At 63.0% G+C, this 19,416-nt stretch carries 16 protein-coding genes; 13 read left to right on the plus strand and 3 right to left on the minus strand.

Annotation, left to right across the window (positions count from 1 at the left end; translation table 11 throughout):
- Nucleotides 1-144: 144 nt before the first annotated feature.
- Nucleotides 145-1,038, minus strand: a complete 894-nt coding sequence (locus B4920_RS12820) for a LysR family transcriptional regulator (RefSeq protein WP_079435090.1) — start codon at nt 1,036-1,038, stop codon at nt 145-147.
- A 143-nt stretch (nt 1,039-1,181) separates the two neighbouring features.
- Between B4920_RS12820 and B4920_RS12825 the strand changes: the two genes are divergently transcribed.
- Genes B4920_RS12825 through B4920_RS12845 form a run of 5 tightly spaced genes read left to right on the plus strand, consistent with a single transcriptional unit; the run spans nt 1,182 to nt 6,737 of the window.
- Nucleotides 1,182-2,177, plus strand: a complete 996-nt coding sequence (locus B4920_RS12825; RefSeq protein WP_079435091.1) for an aldo/keto reductase — start codon at nt 1,182-1,184, stop codon at nt 2,175-2,177.
- Nucleotides 2,178-2,185: 8 nt separating this feature from the next.
- Entirely contained in the window at nt 2,186-3,643 is a 1,458-nt protein-coding gene (locus tag B4920_RS12830) for an MFS transporter (RefSeq protein ID WP_079435092.1), read from the plus strand.
- A gap of 44 nt (nt 3,644-3,687) precedes the next feature.
- Complete coding sequence (locus tag B4920_RS30420) at nt 3,688-4,536, plus strand: carboxymuconolactone decarboxylase family protein (RefSeq protein WP_079435093.1); 849 nt, start codon at nt 3,688-3,690, stop codon at nt 4,534-4,536.
- Nucleotides 4,537-4,563: 27 nt separating this feature from the next.
- Entirely contained in the window at nt 4,564-5,646 is a 1,083-nt protein-coding gene (locus tag B4920_RS12840) for an alpha/beta fold hydrolase (RefSeq protein WP_079435094.1), read from the plus strand.
- A 35-nt stretch (nt 5,647-5,681) separates the two neighbouring features.
- Nucleotides 5,682-6,737 carry an alpha/beta hydrolase gene (locus B4920_RS12845; RefSeq protein WP_079435095.1) on the plus strand — a complete coding sequence of 352 codons (1,056 nt, stop codon included), beginning with the start codon at nt 5,682-5,684 and terminating at the stop codon, nt 6,735-6,737.
- Between the two features lie 117 nt (nt 6,738-6,854).
- On the opposite strand, the gene mgtA is transcribed toward B4920_RS12845, so the two are convergent.
- The gene (mgtA, locus tag B4920_RS12850) at nt 6,855-9,383 is read right to left on the minus strand and encodes a magnesium-translocating P-type ATPase (RefSeq protein WP_079435096.1); all 2,529 of its coding nucleotides are present in this window, start codon (nt 9,381-9,383) and stop codon (nt 6,855-6,857) included.
- A 154-nt stretch (nt 9,384-9,537) separates the two neighbouring features.
- Between mgtA and B4920_RS12855 the strand changes: the two genes are divergently transcribed.
- The 6 genes from B4920_RS12855 to B4920_RS12880 all read left to right on the plus strand — a co-directional run bounded on the left by B4920_RS12855 (nt 9,538) and on the right by B4920_RS12880 (nt 16,150).
- Nucleotides 9,538-10,851: a sodium:proton antiporter gene (locus tag B4920_RS12855; protein WP_079435097.1), complete on the plus strand. Its 1,314-nt coding sequence runs from the start codon at nt 9,538-9,540 to the stop codon at nt 10,849-10,851.
- A gap of 223 nt (nt 10,852-11,074) precedes the next feature.
- The gene (locus B4920_RS12860) at nt 11,075-13,813 is read left to right on the plus strand and encodes a diguanylate cyclase (RefSeq protein WP_161493298.1); all 2,739 of its coding nucleotides are present in this window, start codon (nt 11,075-11,077) and stop codon (nt 13,811-13,813) included.
- A 192-nt stretch (nt 13,814-14,005) separates the two neighbouring features.
- Nucleotides 14,006-14,596, plus strand: coding sequence for a cytochrome c oxidase subunit 3 family protein (locus B4920_RS12865; protein WP_254050924.1), 591 nt, complete (start codon nt 14,006-14,008; stop codon nt 14,594-14,596).
- Between the two features lie 3 nt (nt 14,597-14,599).
- Entirely contained in the window at nt 14,600-14,908 is a 309-nt protein-coding gene (locus B4920_RS12870; RefSeq protein ID WP_254050925.1) for a hypothetical protein, read from the plus strand.
- Nucleotides 14,909-15,025: 117 nt separating this feature from the next.
- Nucleotides 15,026-15,619, plus strand: a complete 594-nt coding sequence (locus B4920_RS12875; RefSeq protein ID WP_088179457.1) for a Spy/CpxP family protein refolding chaperone — start codon at nt 15,026-15,028, stop codon at nt 15,617-15,619.
- A 252-nt stretch (nt 15,620-15,871) separates the two neighbouring features.
- Nucleotides 15,872-16,150 (plus strand): hypothetical protein, encoded by a 279-nt coding sequence (locus B4920_RS12880; RefSeq protein ID WP_079435100.1) that lies wholly within the window; start codon nt 15,872-15,874, stop codon nt 16,148-16,150.
- Between the two features lie 225 nt (nt 16,151-16,375).
- Here B4920_RS12880 and B4920_RS12885 read toward each other — a convergent pair whose 3' ends face one another.
- Nucleotides 16,376-17,332, minus strand: a complete 957-nt coding sequence (locus B4920_RS12885) for an alpha/beta hydrolase (RefSeq protein WP_079435101.1) — start codon at nt 17,330-17,332, stop codon at nt 16,376-16,378.
- Nucleotides 17,333-17,402: 70 nt separating this feature from the next.
- On the opposite strand from B4920_RS12885, the gene B4920_RS12890 reads away from it, so the two are divergent.
- Together B4920_RS12890 and betC are read left to right on the plus strand one after the other, a co-directional pair.
- On the plus strand, nt 17,403-17,732 hold the full coding sequence (locus B4920_RS12890) for a multidrug efflux SMR transporter (protein WP_079435102.1): 330 nt from the start codon (nt 17,403-17,405) through the stop codon (nt 17,730-17,732).
- Nucleotides 17,733-17,880: 148 nt separating this feature from the next.
- Nucleotides 17,881-19,398 carry a choline-sulfatase gene (gene betC / locus B4920_RS12895; protein WP_079435103.1) on the plus strand — a complete coding sequence of 506 codons (1,518 nt, stop codon included), beginning with the start codon at nt 17,881-17,883 and terminating at the stop codon, nt 19,396-19,398.
- Nucleotides 19,399-19,416 lie beyond the last annotated feature (18 nt).

Here is a 19,416-nt window from a genome sequence, read left to right on the forward strand (position 1 = left end):
GTCCGCCGCCTGCCCGGCCGGAGGCGTCAGGCCCTCAACGTGTGCGCGTAGGGGCAGGCATCGGACAACCCTTAACCTTTGCGGACGTTCGTCGGATTAACCTTAGAAGACAGAAAAGTGCTCAGTACCGGACATTCATAACGTTCAATTACGGTATCTCAGACAATCCACCAACAGGCTAAACGCTGGAGAAGATTGCCGGCTTGTCGGGTAGTAAAGATGATATCCAGGGTAAGGCTGGCACCAATCTTCCAGCACGGAAATGAGCTTGCCGCTGGCGATTTCCTCTTTCGCCATGTCGGCAGGCAGGTATGCCAGGCCGCAACCAGCCACCGCAGCTCGAAGAATGTGAGACCCCATGTTGAACGTCCACTGCCCCTCGACGTGAGCCTTTAAGGGATTCCCCTTTTTCTCGAACTCCCAAACCATGTGGCTATCATGGGTCGGCAGTCGGAGGTTGATGCAGTTGTGGCTGGAAAGGTCTTGCGGGGATTGTGGCCGTGGATGGTGCGCGAAATAGTCCGGTGAGCCAACAACGGCAACCCGTAGGTCAGGGCTGATCCGAACCGCCACCATGTCTTTCTCGACTTGATCCCCCAGGCGTACGCCGGCATGAAAACGCTGCGCAACGATATCGGTCATTCCGTAATTGACGTTTATCTCGACCCTGATTTCGGGGTAGTCCCGCAAAAATCCCTGTAGTCGAGGCCAAAGCACCGTATTGGCGGCATGCTCGGCGGTTGTGATGCGTATCAGCCCACTCGGCTTGTTTCTCAAGTCGCTTAAAGCCGCCAGTTCGTTATTGATTTCTTCCAGCCGTGGAGCGACGGCTTCCATCAACCGGGTGCCTTCTTCGGTTGGTGACACGCTCCGTGTGGTACGGGCCAACAAACGAACGCCGAGCCGCGTTTCCAGGCTACGGATCGTGTGACTCAACGCGGATTGTGAAATCCCCAATTGAGCCGCTGCACGGGTGAAATTCCTTTCCCGCGCCACCGCAATGAACGCAACAAGATCGCTAAAGTCGCCGGCAACCATTTATTAGCTCCATGCATAAACCCATGCTGATTTTAGCGTATTAACAAATTAATCCACAGAACCTACATTGACGACATCAGCACTCGGCAGTGGTCCGCATTCGATACAGCCGTGTGCGCCTGAATACACATCGGAGATTCGTCATGAAAAAGCGCTTTCTTGGAAACAGTGGCCTTGAGGTATCCGCACTGGGCCTCGGTTGCATGTCCATGAGTTCGGCCTACGGTCCAGCCGGAGACAAAACGGAAATGATCGCGCTCATCCGCAAGGCAGTTGATTGGGGTGTCACTTTCTTCGACACGGCCGAAGTTTATGGCCCGTTCGTAAATGAAGAGTTGCTGGGTGAGGCGCTGGAACCGTTCAAGGGGCAAGTGGTCATCGCCACTAAGTTCGGTTTTGATCTCGATCCGGCAACAGCACAGCGTACCGGTGGTGTTAACAGTCGCCCAGAGCACATCAAGGTCGTCGCCGAAGCATCGCTGAAGCGTCTCAAGGTCGAGGCAATTGATCTCTTCTACCAGCATCGCGTTGATCCCAGCGTCCCCATCGAGGACGTGGCCGGTGCCGTGAAGGAATTGATTGCCGAAGGCAAGGTCAAGCATTTCGGCCTCTCTGAGCCGGGCATCCAGACGCTTCGTCGTGCCCATGCCGTTCAGCCGGTGACCGCCGTACAAAGCGAGTATTCCTTGTGGTGGCGTGGCCCGGAAAGCGAATTGCTGCCGACGCTGGAAGAACTGGGAATCGGTTTTGTCCCATTCAGCCCGCTCGGCGCGGGCTTCCTGACCGGCAAGATGGACGAGAACACCCGTTTCGACAGTTCCGACTTCCGCTCGCAAGTCCCGCGCTTCTCTCCGGAGGCGCTGAAAGCCAATGTCGCGCTGGTCAGCCTGATCCGGCAAGTCGCCGAGGCCAAGGGAGTGACGCCAGCGCAGATTGCTCTTGGTTGGCTACTGGCACAGAAGCCTTGGATCGTTCCGATTCCCGGCACCACGAAACTGCATCGCCTTGAAGAAAACCTGGGTGCCATCGCAGTTGAACTGACTGCCAATGATTTGCAACAGATCGATTCAGCCGCCTCGAAGCTGCATCTGGAAGGTGCACGCCTGCCTGAGTACGCGCTGAAAATGACCGGGCTGTAAGCACCACCATGGATCATCTTTTGCCGGCAGAGATCAAGCAACGACAGGGTGCTGTGCTCGCCATCATCATGGCGAGCTACCTGATGATTGTCATCGACATCTCGATCGTCATCACCGGGCTTCCGAAAATCAAGGATGCGCTCGGCTTCTCGCCTGCATCGCTGTCCTGGGTGCAGAACGCCTACACCTTGGCATTCGGCGGCCTGCTGCTGCTTGGCGCTCGCGCTGGCGACCTGCTGGGCCGGCGCCGGATGTTCATCTGGGGGCTTGGGCTATTCACCTGTGCCTCCTTGGTGATCGGGGTAGCCCCATCCCCGCCATGGCTCCTGGCGTTTCGCGCCATTCAAGGTGCGGGGGCCGCTATCCTGGCGCCTTCAACGCTGGCCCTGCTCGCCATGTACTTTCCCGAAGGGCCGGAGCGTACGCGGGCGCTTTCGTATTACGCGGCGGCGGCCGGTATCGGGGCGACACTGGGTTTGGTGCTGGGCGGCTTGTTTGCGGATCTGTTGTCTTGGCGCGCCGGGTTTTTCATCAACCTGCCCATCGGGGTTGGGTTGATGCTGGCGGCACACCGCTTGGTTGCGGAGACACCGAAGCATGTCGGCCATTTCGATGTGGCCGGTGCCGTAAGCTCAACCTTGGGCATGAGTTCACTGGTTTTTGGCATCGTTCATGCTGCAGAAGAAGGCTGGGACCATCCCTTGACGGCCTGGGCCATTAGCGCCGGAGTTGCCTTGATGCTCCTGTTCATCAGCATTGAGCGGCGTGCCAAGCAACCCGTTTTGCCCCTGCGATTGTTCGCCAGTAAGTTGCGCTGTGGAGCATATGTGGCACGCATGCTCTTCTTGGGCGGCATGGTGGGATTCTGGTTTTTTGCCACCCAGTTTCTCCAGGGGGTCTTGGGCTACAGCCCGCTGGAGGCCGGGCTCGCATTTTTGCCGACGACGCTGCCTCAGCTGGTCGTTGCCATGAGTGTTCCAAAACTCGTCCGCAAGTTCGGCAATGCCAGTCTTCTGGTGGGCGGCCTGGCCTTTTGTGTGGCCGGCTTGGTCTGGCTTGGACAAGTGACTGCGCATACGCCCTATCTGACGGGCGTCGCACTCCCCATGATTCTGCTCGGGATCGGCCAAGGGGCTGCCTTGGGTCCGCTCACCATCGCAGCCGTGACCGGCGTTGCAGCCGAAGATGCTGGCGCTGCCTCAGGCTTGGTCAACGTAGCGCATCAATTAGGTGGCTCGTTGGGTCTCGGCGTGCTGGTCGTGGTTTATTCCGCAGCATCCTCCGCGTTGGCGATAGGCCCGGAAATCCTGGCACATCGCATTGCCTCCGTCATGGATGCCAGCGCAGTCATGCTTGCCCTGTCCTTGCTGGCCGTGCTGGCCTTGATTCTCCCTGCTCAACGCCAGCAGATCGAGAGAGAGCGACTCGATTCAGCCGGTCTCGACCCTGAGCCGGACCTCATTTAATGCCACCCATGCAGTGCAGCAAAGAACCGGGAAAGGTATCCATCATGAAAACTTCGCTTCTCCTCCTGTCATTGATACCGATTGCCTCATTCGCAGAACCAGGCAGCAGCGATAGGGAGGCTTCTGGCAACCAACATGAGCAGCCTGTTGCGGCAGTTATCTCGCGTAGCACGATGCGAACACCCTACGAAGCACCGGCTGAACACTTCACCGGCAAGGCCCGCGTGGCACCGCTCCTTTCTCCGACTGCGCCGGCCAGAGCTTCGGCGGCCTACGTCACCTTTACGCCTGGCGCACGCACCGATTGGCATACGCATCCATTGGGGCAGACGCTGGTCGTGACCGAAGGCAGCGGGCTGATTCAGTTCTGGGGTGGTCCCATTCAACGCATCGAGCGTGGCGATGTGGTGACGATCCCGCCTGGCCAAAAGCATTGGCATGGTGCGTCGGCGACAGCAGCCATGACCCATCTGGCCATCCAGGAGCAACTCGATGGCAAATCGGTGGATTGGTTGGAAAAGGTCACCGATACTCAGTACAGGAATGTGCAAGCCCCAAAGGCAAGCGCCACCACCGCTGTACAGCCTTCCCGTGCCCAGCAGTTGATGGGTGATTTCGCGCCGAAGCTGGCCGAACTGACCGACAGCGTATTGTTCGGTGACATCTGGGAGCGTCCGGGATTGTCGAAACGGGACAGAAGCCTGGTGACGGTCAGTGCGCTGGTTGCAATGAACCGTCCCGAGCAACTCCGCTCGCATCTCACCTTGGCAATCCAGAACGGTTTGACGCGTGAAGAGCTTGCCGAAGCAATGACCCACTTGGCCTTTTATTCTGGTTGGCCCAGTGCCGTCTCCGCCATATCGGTCGCCAAGGAAGTGTTGCCGGCCAAGTAGCCGAATTAACCGAAGGAGATTTCAATCATGACTTCAAACTTGCGCAAGACCGTGCTCACCTTGGCCGGCTGCATGCTGTTTTCGGCCGGACTTTCGGTAGCTGCGCCACAGAAACCTGTTGCACCATTGGTGATCCAGGAACAAGGCAGTTTCGCGGTGGGTGGGACGGTCGTGCAGAGCCCCGGTAGCTACGACCCGCTCAATCCGGGCTCAGGTGGCCAGACGCTCCACGGCGACCATGCCCGCGTGTTTTACCAAGTTCCGGTCAAGGCCCGCAAATTACCCCTGGTGATGTGGCATGGCTTCGGCCAATCCACCAAAACCTGGGAATCGACACCGGATGGCCGCGAGGGCTACCAGAACATCTTTCTACGCCGGGGCTTCGCCACCTATGTGCTCGATCAGCCCCGTCGCGGCTCTGCGGGGCGAAGCAGTGTGGCCGGGACAATCAGCGCGACGCCGGATGACCAGCGCTGGTTTGATACCTTCCGGGTCGGTATCTGGCCGAACTACTTCCCAGGCGTGCAATTCTCCCGCTCGCAGGAGGCGCTGGAGCAGTATTTTCGGGCCATGACGCCGGACACCGGCCCGATCGACACCAACCTGACCAGTAACGCCGTATCGGCCTTGTTCGACAAAATTGGCGCCGGCATTCTGGTGACCCACTCGCACAGTGGCGGTATGGGTTGGCTGGCCGCCATGAAGAATCCGCGCATTCGCGCCATCGTCTCTTACGAACCAGGTAGCGGCTTTGTTTTCCCGGAAGGCGAAGTACCGGCAGCAATGCCCAGTGCCGCTGGACCGCTGGAAGGTACCAGTATCCCACTGACTGAGTTCATGAAGCTGACCCGAATCCCCATCGTCATCTACTACGGGGATTTCATCCTCAAAGAGCCGGTTGCAAATCCCGGCCAAGATGGCTGGCGCATACGTCTTGCCATGGCGAGGCAATGGGTAGAAGCGATCAATCGTCATGGTGGAGATGCGAAGGTTGTCCATCTGCCGGAGATCGGCATTAAAGGCAACACACACTTCCCGTTTTCCGATCTCAACAATATCCAGATTGCTGACCTGATGTCGCAATTCCTCGCCGAAAAGCATCTGGACTAATTCGGATATCAACTCAAGCTTTCTGGAGATCTATTGTGAAATCGAAATTTATTAACGCAGCACTATTCAGCGCAATCATCAGCACTTTATCGGGAGTCACCATGGCCGCAGACTACAAACAAAATCCGTTCACGCTGGCCTACGACGGCGCGATTACCGAAAACGTCAAAGGCAAAGTCAATATTCACCCCGTGAAATACAAGCTGGACGGTCTCGATATTTCCGCCAACGTCTACACCCCGGCGAACTACGACTCTCACAAGAAATACCCAACGATTGTGGTGGCCCATCCGAATGGTGGCGTGAAGGAACAAGTCGCTGGTTTGTATGCCCAGCGTCTGGCCGAGCAAGGCTATCTCACCATCACGGCGGATGCCGCTTATCAAGGTGCCAGCGGCGGCATGCCACGCAATGTGGACAAGCCTTCTCATCGCATTGAAGACATCCACGGCATGGCCGACTTCATCAGCCAGTACGCCGGTGTGGATGGACAGCGCCTGGGTCTGCTCGGCATCTGTGGCGGCGGCGGTTACTCGTTAGCGGCCGCGCAGACTGACAAACGCTTCAAGTCCATTGCAACGGTAAGCATGTTCAACTCCGGACGAGTGCGCCGCAATGGTTACGTCGATTCGGAACTGGACACGATCCAGAAGCGTCTGCAGCAGGCTTCGACTGCTCGTGCCCAGGAAACAGCCGGCGGCGAGGTGCTCTATTCAGGAGATGCTAATCTGACCGATGAACAGATCGCCAAGTTGCAGTTTGATCTGTATCGGCAGGGTTATGCGTATTACTGGAAGACGCATGCACACCCCAATTCGACCTTCAAATACACCACGAGCAGTTTGCTGGATTTGATGCGCTTTGATGCCACCAATCAGATCGAACTCATCCAGCAACCCTTGCTGATGATTGCTGGCAGCAAGGCTGACAGCCTGTATATGACTGAGGACGCTTTCGCCAAAGCTGTTGGCACGACGGACAAGGAGCTTGTCACAATCGAAGGGGCCACCCATATCGAAACCTATTGGGTGCCGAACTATGTCAACCAGGCAGTGGATCAACTAACACGTTTTTTCGGTAGAACGCTTTGAGTTTATTTTGACCGCTTGAGCGGCAGGTAAGTGGCACGTTGCCGCCTGATCCTCGCTTGATGCCCAAGGACGGCTCCGGCCGACAACCCGACGCCCTCTCACGTGACCTGCCCCACCTCACTTCCAATCCGCCTGCCAGTGGTAGAAAAGCCTTTTCGCCACCTCCACCGCCAGGAGGTAGGCGGTCACCATTGCGCCGAGCACCAGGTAGAAACTGGCCGGGGGTGGAACGAAGCCGAAATAGCGGCCGAGTGGTGTGAAGGGGAGTCCGGCGGCGCAGGCGATGACGGCCAGGGCGGCGCCGATGAGCAGTGGATGGGGCTTGCTGTGCCAGGGCCTGCCGCGGGTGCGGATGATGAAGATGACCAGGACCTGGGTGAACAAGGACTCCACGAACCAGCCGGTATGAAAGAGCTGTTCGTCGGCCTTGAGGACGACCAGCAGGATGTAGAAGGTCAGAAAGTCGAACAGGGAGCTGATGGACCCGATCACCAGCATGAAATTGCGCACGAAGGCCATGTCCAGCACGCGGGGGGCGCGGACATCGACGTTGTCCACCTTGTCCAGGGGGATGGGGATTTCCGAGATGTCGTAGAGGATGTTGTTCAGCAGTATCTGCGCCGGCAGCATCGGTAGAAACGGCAGGAACAGGGCGGCGCCGGCCATGCTGAACATGTTGCCGAAATTGGAGCTGGTCCCCATCAGGATGTACTTCATGATGTTGCCGAAGGTTCGTCGCCCTTCCTGTACGGCGGCGTGCAGCACATGCAGGTCGTGGCGCATGAGGATCATGTCGGCGGCTTCCTTGGCCACGTCGACGGCGGAGTCCACGGAAAGCCCCACGTCGGCGCCATGCAGCGAGGGCGCATCGTTGATGCCGTCGCCCAGGTAGCCGACCACATGGCCGCGGGCCCTGAGGGCACGGATGACCCGCTCCTTCTGGGCCGGATTGACGCGGCAGAACAGGTTGGCGGCCTCGACGCGGGCCTGCAGGGCGTGGTCGTCCATCCCGGCGATCTCCTGGCCGAGGAGGATCCCGTCGACCGGAATCTTCAACTCGATGCACACGTGCCGGGTGACCCGTTCGCTGTCGCCGGTGACGATCTTGATCGCCACGCCATCGTTCCTCAGGGCGGCCAGGGCCGAGGCGGCGCTGGGCTTGGGTGGATCGAGGAAGGCCGCGAAGCCGGCCAGGATCAGCTGGCTCTCGTCATCCACCACGGCATGGGGGTGATCGCGCGGCACTTCGCGCCAGGCGATGCCCAGGGCCCGAAAGCCCTCGTCCTCGAGGGCGTGGTACTGGTCCTGTACGGCGGTGCGGGCCGCCGCGTCCAGTTCCACCGGGAGCGGGGCGGCGGCGTCCTCGTAGCGGGTACACAGCCCGACGATCTCATCCGGTGCGCCCTTGACCACCAGCCAGCGGCGGCTGCCGTCGTCGATCAGCACCGACACCCTGCGCCGCTCGAAATCGAAGGGTACTTCGTCGATCTTCTGCCAGGTGCCGGGATCGATCTGGCCGTGGGCCAGGATGGCTTCGTCCAGCGGGCTCTTCACGCCGGTTTCGAAGAAGCTGTTGAAATAGGCCAGTTCGAGCACCCGCTCGCTGGGCTTGCCGGCCGCATCCATGTGCCGCTCGAGGCGGATCCTGGCCTCGGTGAGGGTGCCGGTCTTGTCGGTGCACAGGATGTCCATCGAGCCCAGATCCTGGATTGCGCTGAGCCGTTTGACGATGACGTGGCGGCGGGCCATGCGCAGGGCGCCCCGCGACAGGGTGACCGAGACCACCATGGGCAGCAGTTCCGGCGTCAGGCCGACGGCCAGGGCGACCGCGAAGAGGAAGGACTCCAGCCAGGGCCGGTGGAAGAAGGCATTCACCAGCAGCACGAACATCACCATCAGTACGGTGAGCCGCATGATCAGCATGCCGAAGCGACGGGTGCCGAGCTCGAAGGAGGTCGGCGCGGTCGGCCGCGAGATGCTGTCCGCAATGTTCCCGATGGCGGTGCCTGCCCCGGTGCGGGCCACCAGCACCTGTGCCGTGCCGCTGATTACCGTGGTACCCATGAACACCGCGTTGCCGGCTTCCTGCATGTCGCTGCCGGCGGCGGGCGTGCCCGCCCGCTTTTCGACCGGGTAGGTTTCCCCGGTGAGCAGGGCCTGTTTGACGAAGAAGTCCCGGGCCTCGATCACCCAGCCGTCGGCCGGAATCAGGTCGCCGGCGGCCAGCTGGATCAGGTCGCCGGGGACCAGGCTGCTCACTGCTACCTCCAGCAGCTTGCCGTCGCGTTGCACGCTCGCCTTTACTGACACTTCCTGGCGCAGCTTGTCCGCGGCGGCGCCGGCCCGGTATTCCTGGACGAAATCCAGCGTCACGCTGAGCAGGACGATGCAGGCGATGATGATGAAATCCGCCACCGCCCCGGTAAAGGCCGATACGGCGCTGGCGGCCAGCAGGATGACGACCAGGGGGTTTCTGAAGCGGGACAAATACTGGCGGAGCAGCGACGCCTCGCGATGCTGCCGGAAGACGTTGGGGCCGAATTCGACCTGGCGCGCTTTTGCCTCGGCCCCGGACAGGCCGGTGACCGGGATCGACGGCGCTGCCAGCCACCATGCTGAGTCTGTGTTCCTGGCATCGTGTGGCATGGCGTCCCTCTCAACGTTCTTTCGCAAAGCTCCCCGATCATAGGCCAATGGACCGGACATGGCTGGAGAGATATCCGGCTTTCAGCCAAGGGTCCGTGCTAGATTGAAGCCAGCCCCGCCACCTGGATACGCCACGAGGGCGAGCGGCCACACCATGACAGTTGCCCACTGGTCTCTCCTGATCGGCATCCTGCTGATCACCATGCTCCTGACGGGAACGCTTCTGGCGCGCCTGCCGGTGAGTGCGGCCATGGTCTATCTCGGCCTGGGCTATCTCCTCGGGCCCGGAGGCCTGGGCGTCATCGAGCTCGATCCGTTCGGCCAGGCAGGGTTTCTGACCCTGATGAGCGAGGTGGCGGTGCTCATCTCCCTGTTTGCCATCGGCCTGAAGCTGGGCGTGCCCATGATCGACCGGCGCTGGCTGGTGCCCTTGCGCCTGGCCTTTCCGGTCATGCTCATTACCGTCGGGCTGATCGCCTGTCTCGGCGTCTTCGGACTCGGCTTGTCACTGGGCGCGGCGGTACTGCTCGGTGGCATCCTGGCCCCCACGGACCCCGTCCTGGCGGCTGGTATCCAGGCCGAATCCGGGAACAGCCCTGACCGGGTGCGCTTCAGCCTGGCTGGTGAAGGCGCCCTCAACGACGGCTCGGCCTTTCCTTTCGTCCTGCTCGGTCTCGGCCTGCTGGGCCTGCACCCGCTCGGCGCCGGCGGCTGGCATTGGCTGCTGGTGGATCTGCTGTGGTCGACAGCGGGTGGGCTGCTCATCGGGGCGATACTCGGTGCGCTGATCGGCGAGCTGGTTGTCTATCTGCGCACGCGGCACCAGAGTGCAGTGGGCCTGGACGAATTCCTGTCGCTCGGGCTCCTTGCGGTGTCCTACGGTGTCGCCCAGCTCTGCCTGGCCTCCGGTTTTTTAGCGGTGTTTGCTGCCGGCTTTGCCATCAGCCGCGTCCGGGATGTGCCGCTGAGCGGCGAGGTGGCGCACCCCGAGCAGACAGCGGTCTCTGCCGGTGACCGTGCCAACTGGGCCACCCACCCCCACCATGCCAGTTCGGCCATGAATCGGGCGGTTCGGGGGTTCAACGAGCAACTGGAAAAGCTGGCGGAGCTGGCGATCGTCCTCGTCATCGGAATCCTTCTTCCCACCGTGTCATCCGTGCCGGCAGCATGGTGGTTCATTCCGGCGTTGTTCCTGCTGGTCCGCCCCTTTGCCATCGTCGCTGGCATGGCCGGCGGGTCTTTTAGCAGAGCGCAGATCGCCATCGTCGGATGGTTCGGCATTCGCGGTATCGGTTCGATCTTTTACCTGATGTTCGCCCTGGATCATGGTGTCACCGGCATCCTGGCCCGGGACCTGGTGAGCCTGAGCCTGCTGACGGTGGCCACTTCGATCCTCGCCCACGGGATATCCGCACTGCCGCTGATGACGTGGTATGCGTCGCGCAAGGGGCGGAGCGTCCGTTCCTGAGCCACCCTGTCGATCCATCCGCGTTCAGGCGGAGCGCTCCGGCTATTGCCTTTCGACTTTCAGCAGCGCAGGTTAGTCCCGCCGCTCCTGTGCGGCCTGCCGACCCCTGTCCGCAGTGGAAGGAATAAAATGAAAAATTAGGAAATTTCATTTTTTCAGGAGGCCTATGGTCTGGATTTCTCGTAATCGCAACTTCAATTTCTGGATCGCAGTTTCCACTGCGATGTTCTTGGTCCTTCTGCTCAGCTTCGGCATTTATGTCCATAGCGAGAAGCAGGTGGAGCGGGTTTCCGAGCAGCGGCTCAATGCGCTGCTGCTGGCGGATGAATTGCGTCATTCATCCGAGAGCCTGACCAAGATGGCGCGCAGTTACATCGATATCGGCGATCCGATGTACAAGCGCTATTTCTTCGAAATTCTGGACATGCGCGATGGACGCCGGGCGTCCCCGAGGAATCCTTACTATTACTGGGATCTGGTGGTGTACGGGGCGAAGGTTCCGCCAGCCGATGCCGGGCCAGTCCTGCCGCTGCTGGAGCGGGTCAAGAGTGCCGCCTTTGGTGAATACGAATCCGGCCTGCTGGCCCGGGCCAAGGCGCTGTCGGACCGGCTGGTGCAGACCGAGGTGGCGGCCATCGCCTTGTACGACCAGGGGGGGCCGGACCCGGCGCAGAATCGGCGCATGGCCCACGACATGCTGTTCGGTGAGGATTACCGGAAGGCCAAGCTGGAGATCATGCGGCCCATCAGTGAGTTCAGCGACCTGATGGATGCCCGTACCCGGGCGTCGGTCCAGCAGGCGGTGCGCTACTCGGATGCCTTCCGTTCCCTGTTCGCCGCCCTGGCCCTGCTGTGGTTCTATCTCCTGTGGCGCAGCTACCGCTCCCTGCGCAGCGTACTCGGTGGCACCCCGGCACACCTGCATGACGCGCTGGCCCGCATCGGCTACGGCGACTTCACGCCGGACCCCCACGAGCCCCATGAAGACGACGACAGCGTTCTGGCCTGGATCGACAAGACCCGGCGGCGCCTCAGCGATCTGGCCCAGGCCTACGAGCAGTCCGAAACGAAGTACAAGGAACGCAGCGATTATCTGGCCATCAATAACCGGATCCTGCAGCAGGTCAGCGACGGGGTGGCGCTGCCGGAGATTCTCGGCGAACTGATGTTGCGGATCGAAGTGCTGCATCCCGGCGCGCTGTGTTCCATCCTGCTGATGAATGAGGCCGGGGACACCCTGCTGCAGGGCGCGGCACCCAGCCTGCCGGATGCCTACAACCGGGCCCTGGCCCGCGTGCCGGTGGCCGACGGGGTTGGCTCCTGCGGGACGGCGGCTTTCCGGGGCGAGCGGGTGATCGTGGACGACATCCAGAGCCATCCCTACTGGCGGGATTTCCGCGACCTGGCCGCCAGGGCCGGAGTCAATGCCTGCTGGTCCCAGCCTTTCAAGGACAGGGAAGGCAAGGTGCTGGGAACCTTCGCTATCTACCATCGGCAGACGGCCATGCCGTCGGAGCAGGAAATCCACCTCATCGAGGACTACGCCAAACTAGCGCGCCTTGCGGTGGCGCGCTCCCGCCTGGCGGAGGAGCTGCAGCGGGCCCAGGAGATCTACCAGCTGGTGGCGGAAAACAGCAACGACGTGATTTCCGTGATTGCCCTGCCGGACATGCAGTGTCTCTACGTCAGCCCCTCCATCGAGCGGCAGCGGGGGTGGACGCCCGGGGAGTTCATGCAGCTGCCGTGGCTGGAGGTGCTCACCCCCGACATGCGCCGGCGCGTGCTGGAGACCGTATCGCCGTTGCTGGAGCGGATCCGCCACGGCGACACGGCGAATCCCGTTTTTTCGCTGGAGATCGATTTTCCCCACAAGAGCGGCCGCCTGTTGCCGCTGGAAATCAGCGCCACGGTCACGCTGAATGAGGCCGGTGAGCCGACCCAGCTGATCTCCATTGCCCGGGATCTGAGCGAACGCCGGGCGGCGGAAGAGGCCATCCGCAAGATGGCCTTCTATGACCGTCTCACCAACCTGCCGAACCGTCGCCTGCTGGAAGACCGCCTGCGCCAGGCCATTGCGGCGGCCGAACGGCACTGTCATGCCATGGGCCTGCTGTTCATAGATCTGGACAAGTTCAAGCCGGTCAATGACCGATTCGGCCATGAAACCGGGGACTGGCTGCTGCAGCAGGTGGCCGAGCGCATGCAGCACTGCGTGCGTGGCTCCGATACGGTGGCGCGGATTGGGGGCGACGAGTTCGTGGTGTTGCTGCCCCAGCTGGAAGTACCCCAGGGGGCGGTTCGTGTGGCGGAAAAGATCCGGTGTGCCCTGAATGACGTCTTCCTGACCCCGGGCGGCCAGATCCTGGAGATTTCCTCCAGCATCGGCGTCGTCTTTTATCCCGGTCACGCCAGTAACAGCCGGGACCTGCTGCGCTGCGGGGATGAGGCCATGTATCGCGCCAAGCGCAGTGGCCGCAATACCGTGGAACTCTTTGCCCCGCTGGAAACCTTGCCCTCCGACACCGCTCCGTCCCCCGCGAAGCTGGACTGGGTGCCGGCCTACGTCAGCCAGAATGCCGAGCTGGACCGGGAGCATCAACAGCTCTTTCAATGCGCGGATGAATTGCTGGAGCTGATCTCCCGCCATGGCTATCAGGACAAGGCGGCCGTCGCCAAGGCTCTGGACGCGTTGATGGCGCTGATCGAGGCCCACTTTGCGCGGGAAGAATCCCTGATGGGAAATTACGGCTACGCCGGTATGGCCGAACATGCCGCCCGGCATGCCGCGCTGCTGTCCCAGGCCTCGGAGCTGCGGCGCCTGAGCGAATTGTCGGCGATCCCGATGGCCCAGGTGGTGGAGTTCGTGATGAAGGAGTTGGTCATCGGCCACATGCAGCGCGAATCAAGTCACTTCATGGACATGTTGTCTCCACACCTGAAAGGGCTGGAGGCGCCACTTTGATGCGTGTCCCTGAACGCCGGAAGGTTCAGGGAACGGCTCCGGGACGTTGTGCTCCGTTGCAGAATTGACGTCGATCAATTCCCCAATCTGTATCGGCAGTAAACCATTCCGTCTGTTCCTTCTGCGGCCGGACCCCGGTGGCGAAGAATGGGGGCTGCCAAGCAAATGGGGAAATCGATGACTGCAAATACCATGACCGCCCCGAGGCCCGGATTGGTGGCCGCACCCAGCGGGCGGATTCCCGGCAACAAGGGGATCTGGGTCGGAATCTGCTGCGAGTTCGTCGAATTCCTGGTCCTCTTCGTCGTCTATTTCGTCGCCCGCGCCCACTTCCCTGAGGCCTTCGAGAAAGGCGCGGAAGGCTTGTCCACCACGCTGGGCACCGTCATCACGCTGGTGATGATCAGCAGCAGCTTCTGCATCGCCTGTTCCACAGCGCTGATGCGCGCCGGGCGGCGTTCGGCATCGATTGCCTGGCTGGTCGGCGGGCTGCTGCTGGCGCTGGGCTATCCGCTCGCCAAGATCCTGGAAATCCAGTGGAACCTGGCCCATGGCATCGACGGGCAGGCCGGCATCTTCTCGGGCGTTTATTACTACCTGACCTTCAACCACATGGTGCATGCGGTGTGGGGCATCCTCGGCATTCTGTGGGTGCTGGCGCGCCACCTGGCCGGCGGCTATTCGGCCGACGATTACAGCGGCCTGGAGGCGCTGGCCTGCTATTGGCACGCCACCGACATCATCTGGCTGGTGATCTTTTCCTTCTTCTACGTGCTGGTGTGAATCATGAACGACATGCACCGCAATTCCGGCGCCGTGCTGGCGCCGCTGGTGAAGACCTGGCTGGGGCTGCTCGCGCTGACCGGGCTGTCCCTGCTGCTGGGCCATGTCCTGCATGGCGAGGCCGGGCTGCAATGGGTAGTGGCCGTCGTCCTGTGGCTGAAGGGCTGGCTGGTGATCCGCCACTTCATCGAGGCCGACAGCGCCCATCCGCTGATCCGCCGCGTGCTGTACGGCTTCATCACGATCACGCCGGCGCTGCTGCTGGTGACGGCCCTGTTCGGCCGCCAGCTGGCGCGGATGACGACGCTGTGAGCCGCGTGCTCCGCCGCATCCGGTAACCGGAGCTTTGGAAGCCTTTACACGTCCTTGAAGGAATCTAACCCGTTCTGCGGCAATACTCGGCGCATTTCCCTCTGCACCCGAATTCCGATGAACGCCAGGATCCTGCCCCTGCTGTTGGCTTCCGCCCTTGTCTTTTCGGCCTGCGCGCCGCTGCGTGGCCCTGGTGGGCCGGGAGGCGAGCCGTCGGGGCAGGGCGGCCCGGGCCGCGGCGGTGGCGCGTCGGCGGTGGCACAGCTGCAGACCCAGTTGCAGGAGACGGCCGATGCCCTGCTGCTGACGCCGCGCCAGCTGCCCCTGTGGGAGGCTTACCAGGAGAAGGTCGGCGCGTTGATGGCCGACCAGCTCAAGCTGTCGTCCTACGGTGCGGCCGCGCAGAGTGCGCCGAAGCAGGTCGCCCACAAGGTGGAGGTGGTGCGCAACCGCCTCGCCGCGATGGAGGACATCCAGGATGCGGCCGAGAAGCTGTACGCCACCCTCGACGACACGCAGAAGAAGATCGCCGACCAGCGCCTCGCGCAGACCGTGCCGGCCCTGTATTCCGGCCTTGGCGGCGGGGATGCAGGAGCATCTGCCGAGCGGGGCGCGGACCGGCCAGAGCGGCGCGGCGGCGCCGGTGGCCGGGGCAGCCGTGGCGGAATGGGCAGTCCCGATGGCATGGGGGGCGGCTTCGGGCGGATGTAAGCCGCTGATTCGGCTGAAGACATGAATCAAAGACCACAATTTGAGTGTGGTTTATTACAAAACGGCGGGATCGCGTTTGCCACAAAACCACCGTTTCCACTCAAATAGTTGATATAACAGAATTTATATAACTGGTACGGAACGTGCAGGCTGTAGGGCCCTGCTTCCTGCAGATCGTCCGGCGATAGAACCGGCGCCGTGGGGGCATGTGCTGATCGCCCTGTGACATCTTACGAAGAAAGGATTCGCCTCATGTTCCGCCGTTTTGCCAGCCTCGTATTCGCCCTGTTGAGTGGGTTCGTGGCTACGGCCGCTTTTGCCGGCCCCGATTGGTACCTGATCGAGCATGGTCGTCAGTTGAAGCGTGCCGCCCTGGCCAGCGAGGCGCCGCAGGCGGCCGCCGTTCAGCCGGTCAGCTATGGCCCGCGCGCCCAGCCGGTGGCGGCCAACCGTAGCGCAGTGCAGGCTCCGGCCGTTGCCGTACCCACCAGGCTGGCCTGTGGCCAGGCCACTGCGGTCAAGGGTTGCTGACGCGCTTCGCCTGCGTTCTTCTCGAGCCGGCCGTCACGGGTGCGTTTGCGCGCCCCTGACGGCCGCTTTGCGTTGTGTGCCACGCAGGACAGGTCGAGGGAGACCAGGGCTCGTGCTTTGAGTTTGCTGGGGCCCGGTTTGTGGGGGCGGCTGTGGGGGCGAATTCATTCGCCCGCGGAGCTTGTTTGGCCGACAGAGGCGAATGAATTCGCCCCCACAGGGCGTTCAGCGAAGGTGCTTGGCGAGGTCCGGGTGGAGTCCGGCCATGAAGCGTTCGACGGCGCGCGTATAGGCATTGTCGAGGCCCAGCTGGCTGTTGATGGCGCCGTGATGAAGGTCTTCGCCGAGCACCTGCACCTGCACGCCGAGTTCGTCGGCGCGATTGGCCAGGCGCCGGGCCTGCTCGCAGGCGTCCTCCCGCTGCGTCGAGCACACCGCCAGCAGCGGTGCGGCGCCCGGTGTCAGGGCGTGGAGGGGCGACAGGGAGCGCCAGTAGGACGGGTCGGTGCCGAAGGGGCGATCGTAGAGGCGCAGGTGGCGCTGGTTCATGATCGCCTCCACGTCCATCGCGGCGCTGTCCAGCGCCACCGTGCCGAGCACCGGCAACGGTGGCGGGGTGAAGCGGGCCGGCGGCGAGACGGCCAGCAGGGCCACCAGGTGGGCGCCGGCGGAATGGCCCATCAGTACGAAGCGCCGCGGGTCGCCGCCCCAGGCCGGAGCCTTCTGCTGGGCCGCCGCCAGGGCCCGCGCCACGTCGCGCAGCTGCACGTTGACCGGGGCTTGCGGCAGCAGGCGATAGTTGGTCGACACGAAGATGATGTCGCGTTCGACCCAGCGCGCCACCTTGGCGTCCACGACGCGTTCCATGGCCTTGTCACCGCCGTTCCAGGCGCCGCCGTGGACCATCAGGATCACCGGCGCGCCAAGGGCCGCGGCGGGGAGGTACACGTCGAAGGTCTGGGCCGGATCGGGGCCATAGGCGATGTCGGTCAGCTTGCGGGCACCGGCCGGCAGACTGCCGTCGGCGTCCTCATCGGCCGCGGCGAGACGGGCGGCACGCCGTTCGCGCAGGCGGTCGAGCAGGGGCCCGGCGCGGGCGACGGACGGGCTGGCGGCCAGGCCGAGGGCGGCCAGCAGGTAGCGCCGGCGGGCGGGTTTGGCCGGGGGCAACGGAATGTTCATGGGATGCGTCCTCCTGTTCCGGAATGCTAGCCTGTGGGCCTTGCCTCTCCAACCCGAACCCTGCGATCCCATGCATTACCTTTTTCTCGGCATTGCCATCCTCTCCGAGGTGGTCGCCACCTCGGCCCTCAAGAACGCCGAAGGCTTCACGCGCCTGCTGCCCAGCCTGGTCGTGGCGGTGGGCTACGGCGCGGCCTTCTATTTCCTGTCCCTGGCCCTGCGCGCCATTCCCATCGGCGTGGCCTACGCCATCTGGTCGGGGATCGGCATCGTGCTGATCAGCATCGTGGCCTACTTCGCCCACGGCCAGAAGCTCGACCTGCCGGCCCTGCTCGGCATGGGCCTGATCGTCGTCGGCGTGCTGGTGATCCAGCTGTTCTCCCGCTCCCAGGCGCATTGACGGCAACTTGACGGGCAAAGGCGGCCCGGGGCGGAGGCCCACCTTTGCCATGAGCTGGCGTCATGCCAGCATAAGAAAACAGCGTCTTCACAGGGTTTCGGCGGGTCCGAATAATCTGGCCCATCGCCGATGATTTCCGGACCCTGCCGTGACCGTACGCCGCCCCAACCTCCTGATCCTGATGGCCGACCAGCTCACCCCTGGTGCCTTGCCCGTGTATGGCAACCCGGTGGTGCGCGCCCCGCACATCGACCGCCTGGCGGCTGGCGGCGTGGTCTTCGATTCGGCCTACTGCAACAGCCCGCTGTGCGCGCCGTCGCGCTACAGCTTCCTGAGCGGCAAGCTGCCGTCGCGCATCGGCGCCTACGACAACGCCGCCGAGCTGCCGGCCGAGGTGCTGACCTTCGCCCACCACCTGCGCCACGCCGGCTACCACACCGCACTGTCCGGCAAGATGCACTTCGCCGGGCCTGACCAGCTGCACGGCTTCGAGCTGCGCCTGACCACCGACATCTACCCGGCGGACTTCGGGTGGACGCCCAACTGGGATGCGCCCGGTGTGCGCCCCGAGTGGTACCACAACATGAGCTCGGTGCTCGACGCCGGCCCCTGCGTACGCACCAACCAGCTGGATTTCGACGAGGAGGTGGTGTTCACCGCCCGCCGCCACCTGTTCGACCTTGCCCGCGGCAGCGATCCGCGCCCCTTCTGCCTGGTCGTGTCGATGACCCACCCCCACGACCCCTACGTGATCCCCCGGCCCTACTGGGACTTGTACCGGGACGAAGACATCGACCTGCCGCGCGTCGACCTGCCGGTGGATGCCTGGGACGCCCATTCCCTGCGCCTGCGCGAGGTCTGCGACATCGGCCGCAATCCGCCCTCCGAGGCCCAGGTGCGCGCCGCGCGGCGTGCCTACTACGGCGCCATCTCCTTCGTGGACGAGCAGGTCGGCCGCCTGCTGCAGGCCCTCGACGAGTCCGGCCAGGCCGACGACACCATCGTGCTGTTGGTCGGCGACCACGGCGACATGCTCGGCGAGCGGGGCCTCTGGTACAAGATGAACTTCTTCGAAGGCGCCGCCCGCGTGCCGCTGATCGTCCATGCGCCGGGCCGCTTCGCGCCGCGCCGGGTGGCCGCCTCGGTGTCGCTGGCGGACATCCTGCCGACGCTGGTGGATCTGGCCCACGACGGCCGGGCGCCCGCCGCGCCGGAGTCCATCGACGGCCGCTCCCTGTGGCCGCACCTGACCGGTGCCGCCGGCCACGACGAGGTGATCGGCGAGTACCTGGGCGAAGGGGCGCTGGCGCCCATCGTGATGATCCGCCGCGGGCCGTGGAAATTCATCCACTCGGCGCCTGATCCCGACCAGCTCTATCACCTGGGCGACGACCCCGACGAGCTGCGCAACCTGGCCTCCGAGCCGGCCGCCGCCGACACGCTGCGGGCCTTCCGTGCCGAGCTCGCGCAGCGTTGGGACCTGGCCGCGCTGCGCGACGAGGTCGTCCTCAGCCAGCGCCGCCGCCGCTTCCACTTTGCCGCCGAAGCCAACGGGCCACGCCCGTCCTGGGATTTCCAGCCCCACGTGGATGCCAGCCGGCAATACGTGCGCAGCCAGCTGGACCTGGACACTACCGAAGCCCGTGCGCGCTTCCCGCGCGTCTGAATTCAACTGTTATTGCCG

The organism is Zoogloea sp. LCSB751, assembly GCF_002028455.1.
GTDB lineage: Bacteria > Pseudomonadota > Gammaproteobacteria > Burkholderiales > Rhodocyclaceae > Zoogloea.

Coding starts and splice junctions, on each gene's coding strand:
- B4920_RS12870 (WP_254050925.1), top strand. CDS start 14,600: ATGAACGACATGCACCGCAATTCCGGCGCCGTGCTGGCGCCGCTGGTG.
- B4920_RS12880 (WP_079435100.1), top strand. CDS start 15,872: ATGTTCCGCCGTTTTGCCAGCCTCGTATTCGCCCTGTTGAGTGGGTTC.
- B4920_RS12875 (WP_088179457.1), top strand. CDS start 15,026: ATGAACGCCAGGATCCTGCCCCTGCTGTTGGCTTCCGCCCTTGTCTTT.
- B4920_RS12860 (WP_161493298.1), top strand. CDS start 11,075: ATGTTCTTGGTCCTTCTGCTCAGCTTCGGCATTTATGTCCATAGCGAG.
- B4920_RS12890 (WP_079435102.1), top strand. CDS start 17,403: ATGCATTACCTTTTTCTCGGCATTGCCATCCTCTCCGAGGTGGTCGCC.
- B4920_RS12885 (WP_079435101.1), bottom strand. CDS start 17,332: ATGAACATTCCGTTGCCCCCGGCCAAACCCGCCCGCCGGCGCTACCTG.
- B4920_RS30420 (WP_079435093.1), top strand. CDS start 3,688: ATGAAAACTTCGCTTCTCCTCCTGTCATTGATACCGATTGCCTCATTC.
- B4920_RS12830 (WP_079435092.1), top strand. CDS start 2,186: ATGGATCATCTTTTGCCGGCAGAGATCAAGCAACGACAGGGTGCTGTG.
- B4920_RS12840 (WP_079435094.1), top strand. CDS start 4,564: ATGACTTCAAACTTGCGCAAGACCGTGCTCACCTTGGCCGGCTGCATG.
- B4920_RS12820 (WP_079435090.1), bottom strand. CDS start 1,038: ATGGTTGCCGGCGACTTTAGCGATCTTGTTGCGTTCATTGCGGTGGCG.
- mgtA (WP_079435096.1), bottom strand. CDS start 9,383: ATGCCACACGATGCCAGGAACACAGACTCAGCATGGTGGCTGGCAGCG.
- B4920_RS12825 (WP_079435091.1), top strand. CDS start 1,182: ATGAAAAAGCGCTTTCTTGGAAACAGTGGCCTTGAGGTATCCGCACTG.
- B4920_RS12855 (WP_079435097.1), top strand. CDS start 9,538: ATGACAGTTGCCCACTGGTCTCTCCTGATCGGCATCCTGCTGATCACC.
- B4920_RS12865 (WP_254050924.1), top strand. CDS start 14,006: ATGACCGCCCCGAGGCCCGGATTGGTGGCCGCACCCAGCGGGCGGATT.